6 protein-coding genes are annotated in these 6898 nt (G+C 65.7%); 3 read left to right on the forward strand and 3 right to left on the reverse strand.

The window, feature by feature from the left end; genetic code table 11:
- The 3 genes from Q7O19_RS12545 to plsY form a co-directional block, all read right to left on the reverse strand.
- The coding region (locus tag Q7O19_RS12545; protein WP_303810841.1) for a TetR/AcrR family transcriptional regulator at positions 1-612 on the reverse strand (612 nt) is incomplete at its 3' end.
- Positions 613-893: 281 nt separating this feature from the next.
- Complete coding sequence (dprA, locus tag Q7O19_RS12550) at positions 894-2024, reverse strand: DNA-processing protein DprA (protein ID WP_303810842.1); 1131 nt, start codon at positions 2022-2024, stop codon at positions 894-896.
- Positions 2021-2605: a glycerol-3-phosphate 1-O-acyltransferase PlsY gene (gene plsY, locus Q7O19_RS12555; RefSeq protein WP_303810843.1), complete on the reverse strand. Its 585-nt coding sequence runs from the start codon at positions 2603-2605 to the stop codon at positions 2021-2023. The genes dprA and plsY overlap by 4 nt, the downstream gene beginning before the upstream one ends.
- A 61-nt stretch (positions 2606-2666) precedes the next feature.
- On the opposite strand from plsY, the gene Q7O19_RS12560 reads away from it, so the two are divergent.
- From Q7O19_RS12560 to Q7O19_RS12570, 3 genes are all read left to right on the forward strand, one after another.
- The gene (locus Q7O19_RS12560; protein WP_303810844.1) at positions 2667-4256 is read left to right on the forward strand and encodes an amidohydrolase family protein; all 1590 of its coding nucleotides are present in this window, start codon (positions 2667-2669) and stop codon (positions 4254-4256) included.
- Positions 4253-5368 carry an L-lactate dehydrogenase gene (locus Q7O19_RS12565; RefSeq protein WP_303810845.1) on the forward strand — a complete coding sequence of 372 codons (1116 nt, stop codon included), beginning with the start codon at positions 4253-4255 and terminating at the stop codon, positions 5366-5368. The genes Q7O19_RS12560 and Q7O19_RS12565 overlap by 4 nt, the downstream gene beginning before the upstream one ends.
- 28 nt (positions 5369-5396) lie before the next feature.
- Positions 5397-6898 (forward strand): NAD+ synthase (locus Q7O19_RS12570; protein ID WP_303810846.1); only part of this gene is annotated, 1502 nt, incomplete at its 3' end.

Here is a 6898-nt window from a genome sequence, read left to right on the forward strand (position 1 = left end):
TGGAATCGGTTCATGGCCCAGTGCTGCCGCGACAGCCGGATCAAGCCCGAGCAGTTCGAGCAAACGCGTCGTTGCAGCTTCGATGGCAGTCAACGGCAAGATGCCTCGATGCAGGTCGAGCGCGAGGCCGCTGATCGCTCCAGAAACCATGCTGGTGGTCAGGTCGAGGTCCGAAAGACTGAAGCGACCAAGCTGCATGCCTTCAGCAAGATCAAGTTTCAGCCGCAGCCGCAGTTCCGAGACAAGGCTGTCGGCGGGCAGGCCGACATCAAAAATCAAGCGTCCAAAGCTTGGCTCTTTAGCCACTATTCGCAGCGTCTGGCGGGTTACACGGGCAAAGCGAAGCGCCGGATCCGCAAATGCTTGATTTAAGCCGGCTATTGTCGCCGCGTGGTTGGTGCCGAGAAGCTCGCCAAGATCGGCAACCAGGGCGGCAACATCCTGATAATAATTGTAGAATGTCGCATGCACCACGCCGGCATGATCGGTGATCTGCCGAATGCTGAGCGCCGCCGCCGTGTGCGTCATCAAAAGCGATTGCGCCGCCACCAGCAGCTGGTCACGTGTTCGGGCGCGTTTGGAACTGCGTAAAGGGCTGATTTCGAGCAGCACAATTTGGCATTGTATCAAATTTATTATTTCGTCAAATTTAATTTTGAGCGGTCGTCCCTTACCGGTCCACCGAGGAGAAGCCGAAAGTTCGACCTCGCCCGAAAATAGACGCCTATGTCGGGTTCTGGCGGAAACCGACATTCAGCGGCCCTGCCGAAAATGGCTGCAACGTCCCAAAATCGGGCATTCGAATAACAGCCAGCCACTGTCCGCTTTCGGGCAATCAGGGAACTGGCTGGAATGACCAAAAAAGGGGTGCAAATCCATCAACCGAATTCCCCTCACCCCAACGCCACCCGCGCCCCTGCGTGCCGGGTCAGCGCGCCTTCCAGTTCCAGGTCCAGGAGCACGCTCGCCACTTGCGCAGGCGGCAACTTGGTGAGGCGGATGAGATCGTCGATGGGGGCGGGGGTGGGGGAGAGCAGGGCGAGCAGCGCGGCGCGGGCCGCCGGATCAGGCGTGAGGGCAGGGCCATAGTCTGGCAGCGGCAGCAGCTCGGCGGCGTTGAAGCGCAGCGCGGGCTGGCCGGAGAGGGTGGAGAGCGCCTCCAGCACGTCGGCCGCCGTCTGGATCAGCGTGGCGCCTTCGCGGATGAGCAGGTTGCAGCCCTGCGCGCGCGGATCGAGCGGGGAGCCGGGCACGGCCATCACTTCGCGGCCCAGATCGGCCGCGATGCGCGCCGTGATCAGGCTGCCCGATTTGAGCGCGCCTTCCACCACGATGGTGCCGGCCGAGAGCCCCGCGATGATGCGGTTGCGGCGCGGGAAATGGCGGGCCTGCGGCTCGATCCCCGGCGGCTGTTCGGCGATCACCAGGCCCTGTTCGGCAATGCGCGCCATCAGATCGGCGTGATCGGGCGGATAGGGGACATCCACCCCGCCGGCGACCACCGCGATGGTGCCGCGCTCCAACGCCGCCGCGTGCGCCGCCGCATCGATGCCGCGCGCCAGGCCGGACACGACGACATAATCCGCCTCTGCCAGATCCAGCGCCAGTTGGCGGGCAAAGCGCGTGCCGGCCGCGCTGGCGTTGCGGGCGCCGACGATGGCCACGGCCGGGCGATCGAGCAGGGCGAGGTCTCCACGGGCATTGAGCACGGGCGGAGCGGTTTCGGTGCCGGAGAGCAGCGCGGGATAATCCGGGGTGCCGAGGAACAGCAGATGCGCGCCCAATGTGGCGGCGGTTTCAAGTTCGGCGAGGGCTTCGGATTCGGGGTGCAGCGCCAGCTGGCGATTGCCGCGCCGGGCGAGATCGGGCAGCGCCTTCAGCGCCGTTTCGGCATCACCAAAGCGGGCGATGAGCTGGCGATAGGTGACGGGGCCAATCGAATCGGTGCGGATCAGGCGCAGTCGGGAAACGGCGTCAGCAGGAACGATAAACGTTCCTTTGCCGGCGTCACCCGGCAGGCTCATCTGGCCTTTTGCCCGATTTTCGATTCGGTGCCGGCCGCGAGGCGGGAGAGATTATCCCGGTGCTGGAAGATCAGCAGCGCAGCCAGCATGGCCAGGTGCGTGGCCCAGCCGAGATTGCCGGTGAGGAACCAGACGGCGATCGGGCAGGCGATGGCGGCCAGCATGCCGCCCACACTTGAGTAGCGCGTGGCCAGGGCGCCGCAGGCCCAGGTGGCCAATGCGATCACGCCGGCGAGGGGGGCGGCGGCGAGAGTCACCCCCAAAATTGTGGCGACGCCCTTGCCGCCGCGGAACTTCAGCCAGATCGGAAAACAGTGGCCCACGAAAGCCGCTGTGCCGGCCACGATTCCCCCTATTTCGCCACCCAGCCACCGCCCGATGGCCACCGCCGCCACCCCTTTGCCAGCGTCCAGCAGCAAAGTGGCCGCCGCCAAGCCCTTGTTTCCTGTGCGCAAAACATTGGTGGTGCCGATGTTGCCGCTGCCCACCTGCCGGATATCGATGCCGATCATCCGGGTGAGCAAAAGCCCGAACGGGATCGAACCGTGAAAATAGCCGATGGCGAGAGGAATCCAGTCCATAGCAGCAGCCTAGCGGGCGGGCCGGGCTGCGTCTATGCTGGAGGCCAAGAGGGGGAAGTGCATGAAAACGTTGATCGCCATCGCGCTGGGGCTGCTGGCCAGCACCGCCAATGCCCAGATGAAGCCGACGCCGCCGCGCGACACCGCGATGGCCGCCGGGCCGTATGAAACGCTGGTGATCCGGGGCGCGACCATCATCACCGGCAATGGCGGCCCTCCGTATGGTCCGGCTGATATCGTCATAAATGGGGGAAAAATCACGGATATTCGCGCGGCCGGCACGCCGGGCCTGCCGATGAAAACGGGTCGCGCGCCGCAGAACCCCACCCGCGAAATCGATGCGACCGGGATGTATGTGCTGCCCGGTTTCGTGGACATGCACGGCCACAACGGCGACCCCGACAAGATGGACGACCCCAGTTACGCCTGGCGGCTGTGGCTGGCGCACGGGGTGACGACGGTGCGCGGCGTGTCCTTCTTTGGCGGCGACGTGTCCCGCGCCTTTGACGAGCGCAAGCGGGCGGCGGCCGGGGAAATCATCGCGCCGCGACTCTATGTTTATCAAACACTTGGCAGTGGCGCCAACGCCGGCTGGAAGGGTGGGCGGGTGCTCACGCCGGAAAAAGCCCGCGAGTGGGTGCGCTGGGCGGCGGGCGCCGGCATCGACGGGATCAAGTTCTTCAATAGGGGTGACGAGACCCCAGAGATCGACCGCGCCGCCATTGCCGAAGCGAAGAAGCTGGGCCTGGGCACCGTTGCACACCTGTCCCAGCCCAACATCGCCGAGTTCAACGCCCGCGATGCCGCCGCCGCCGGCCTGGGCACCATCACCCATTTTTACGGGCATTTTGAAAGCCTTCTGGACGGCCGCCGCGTGCAGGACACGCCGGCCGATTATAATTTCAACGACGAGCAGAGGCGTTTTGGCGGCATCGCCGAGATCTGGAACCAGATCCACGAACCCGGCGGGCCGGATTGGGTGGAGTATCTGAAGGCGCAGAAGGCCAGTGGGGTGGTGTTCGATCCCACCTTCAACATCTACAGCGCCAGCCGCGATCTGATGCGCGCCAAGCGGGCGGAGTGGCACGATCGCTACACGCTGCCGAGCCTGACCGGTTTCTTTGAGTCGAACCGCGACAACCACGGCAGCTATTTCTTCGATTGGACCAGCGAGCGCGAATATGAATGGCGGCGGTTTTACACGCGCTACATGCAATTGGTGAATGATTACAAGAATATGGGTGGCCGGGTGACGACGGGCAGCGACCCCGGCTTTATCTGGCAGACCTGGGGCTTTGGCTACATCCTGGAACTCGAACTGCTGCGAGAGGCCGGCTTTGCACCCTTGGAGGTGATCCAGGCCGCCACCATCAACGGCGCACGCACGCTGGAGGAGCCCAAGGGCCACGAGCCGGACTTCGGGCTGGTCCGCATCGGCATGCGGGCTGATCTGATCGTGGTGCCGGAAAACCCGCTGCACAATCTGAAGACGCTGTATGGCACCGGATTTGCCCGGCTGGACGAGGCGACGCAGAAGACCGTGGTGAAGGGCGGCATCCGTTGGACCATCCGCGATGGCATTGTGCACGATGTGCCGGCGTTGCTGAAGAGTGTGGAAGATCAGGTGGCGGCGGCGAAGGCGGCGCGGTGACGCTGGCCAGCATCGCCGATTACCGGGCAGCGTCCCGGCGGCGGGTGCCGCGATTCCTGTTCGACTACACTGATGGCGGCAGCTACGCGGAGCAGACGCTGGCGGCCAATGTGGCCGATCTTGCCGCCATCGAGCTTGATCAGCGGGTCCTGGTGGATGTGTCGCGCATCGAAACGCGAGTGACATTGCTGGGGCAGGCGCTCTCCATGCCGGTGGTGCTGGCGCCCGTGGGCTTGGGCGGACTGCACGCGCGGCGCGGTGAGGTGCAGGCGTGGCGCGCGGCGCAGGCGGCGGGCATCCCGATGGCGCTGTCCACTGTGTCGGTGTGCTCGTTGCAGGAAGTCACGCAGGGCGGCGGCGCGGCACCGTGGTTCCAGCTGTATCTGACCAAGGACAAGGCCGCCAACGAAGCCATGATCGCCACGGCGCGGGAGCAGGGCTGCCCGGCGCTGGTGCTCACAGTCGATCTGCCGACGCCGGGCGCTCGCTATCGCGATGTGCGCTCCAGCCTCACCGGCGCGCCGGGCCTGGCCGGCTCGCTGCACCGCGCGGCGCAGGTGGCAGCGCGGCCGGGCTGGGCGGTGGATGTCGGGCTGCTCGGTGGCCCGATCGCGATGGGCAATCTCACCGGGCTGGTCGGGGCCAAGGCGCCGCTCTCCGACTATCTCGGCTGGATCGCGCGCAATTTCGATGCCAGCGCCGATTGGGATCGGCTGGCGTGGGTGCGTTCGCTGTGGCCGGGGCCGCTGATCGTGAAGGGGATTCTTCACCCCGATGATGCGGCGCTGGCGGTGAGCCACGGCGCCGACGCCATTGTGGTTTCCAATCATGGCGGCCGCCAACTCGATGGCGCCATGTCGGCCGCCCGCGCCCTGCCGGCGATCATGGACCGGCTGGGCGGCTGCATCCCGGTCATGGCCGATGGCGGCGTTCGTTCCGGGCTGGACGTGCTGCGCTATGTTTCGCTCGGCGCCAGCGCGGTGATGATCGGGCGGCCCTGGGTGTGGGGGCTGGGCGCCGCTGGACAGCCCGGCGTGGCGCATGTGCTGCAGATGCTGCGTGCCGAGCTGGAAACCGCGATGGCGCTCACGGGTCGCACCCGGCTGGCCTGATGCACAAATCCGCTGTATCGCGGCGCGCATGACCGATCGGCTCATCATCGCCCTTGCCCAGCTCAACGCCAGCGTGGGCGATCTGGCCGGCAATGCCAATGCCATATTGGCCGCGCGCGCTTTGGTGCCGGCGGCCGATCTGCTGGTCACCCCCGAACTGTCCATCGTAGGCTATCCGCCGGAAGACCTGGTGCTGAAACCGGCGCTGGTCGCAGCGGCGCGGGTGCAAGTGGAGCGGTTGGCAGAGGCCACGGCCGACGGCGGTCCGGCGCTGCTGGTCGGCGCGCCTTGGTTGGAGGACGGCGCGCTCTACAACGCCATGCTGTTGCTCGATGGCGGCCGCATCGCCGGCATCACCCGCAAGCATGATCTGCCCAATTACGGCACGTTCGACGAAAAACGCCTGTTCAGCGCGGGGCCCTTGCCGGGGCCGATGAATCTTCGAGGCGTGCGCATCGGCGTGCCGGTGTGCGAAGACATGTGGACACCGGACGTGTGCGAGTGCCTGGCCGAAACCGGCGCGGAGCTGCTGATCGTGCCCAACGGCAGCCCGTTCGAAGTCGGCAAGGATGATCGCCGATTGAACCTTGCCGTCACCCGCGTAGTCGAAACCGGCCTGCCGCTCGTTTACCTCAATCGGGTTGGCGGGCAGGACGAGCTGGTGTTCGATGGCGCGTCATTCGTGCTCAACGCCACCCGCACGCTCGCCCACCAGCTGCCCGATTGGGACGAGACGATCCGGCTGACGGAGTGGACGCGCGGAGAGACCGGCTGGACCTGCGCGACCGGCGAGCTGAGCCAGCAGGATGACGACCCCGCCGATGTCTATCACGCCATGCTGGTGGGCCTGCGCGATTATGTGAACCGCAACCGCTTCCCCGGCGTCGTGCTTGGGCTGTCGGGCGGGATCGATTCAGCCCTGTCGGCCGCCGTCGCTGTCGATGCGCTGGGCGCCGATCGGGTGTGGTGCGTGATGCTGCCCAGCCCGTTCACCAGTCAGGACAGTCTGGACGATGCCGCCGAATGCGCCCGGCTGTTGGGTTGCCGACTGGACACGGTGCGCATCGAGCCGGCGATGACCGCGTTTGACGCGATGCTGGCGCCCCTGTTCGAGGGCCGGGCCCGCGATACCACGGAAGAAAATATCCAGTCCCGCATTCGTGGCCTCACGCTGATGGGCCTTTCGAACAAGTTCGGGCCGATGCTGCTCACCACCGGCAACAAGAGCGAGATGAGCGTTGGCTATGCCACCATCTATGGTGACATGGCCGGCGGCTATTCGGTGTTGAAGGATCTCTACAAGACGACCGTATTCCGCGTTTGCGAATGGCGAAATGCCCACAAACCGCGGCTTGGCCTGGGCCCTGCCGGCCCGGTGATGCCGACCAATGTCATCACCAAGCCGCCCACGGCCGAACTGCGCGAGAACCAGACGGATCAGGACAGCCTGCCGCCCTATGATCTGCTCGATCGCATCCTCTATGGCTTGGTGGAGCAAGAGCGTTCGGCCAGCGATCTGATCGCCGAAGG

This window comes from Sandarakinorhabdus limnophila DSM 17366, assembly GCF_945882885.1.
In the GTDB taxonomy this organism is placed as follows: domain Bacteria; phylum Pseudomonadota; class Alphaproteobacteria; order Sphingomonadales; family Sphingomonadaceae; genus Sandarakinorhabdus; species Sandarakinorhabdus limnophila_A.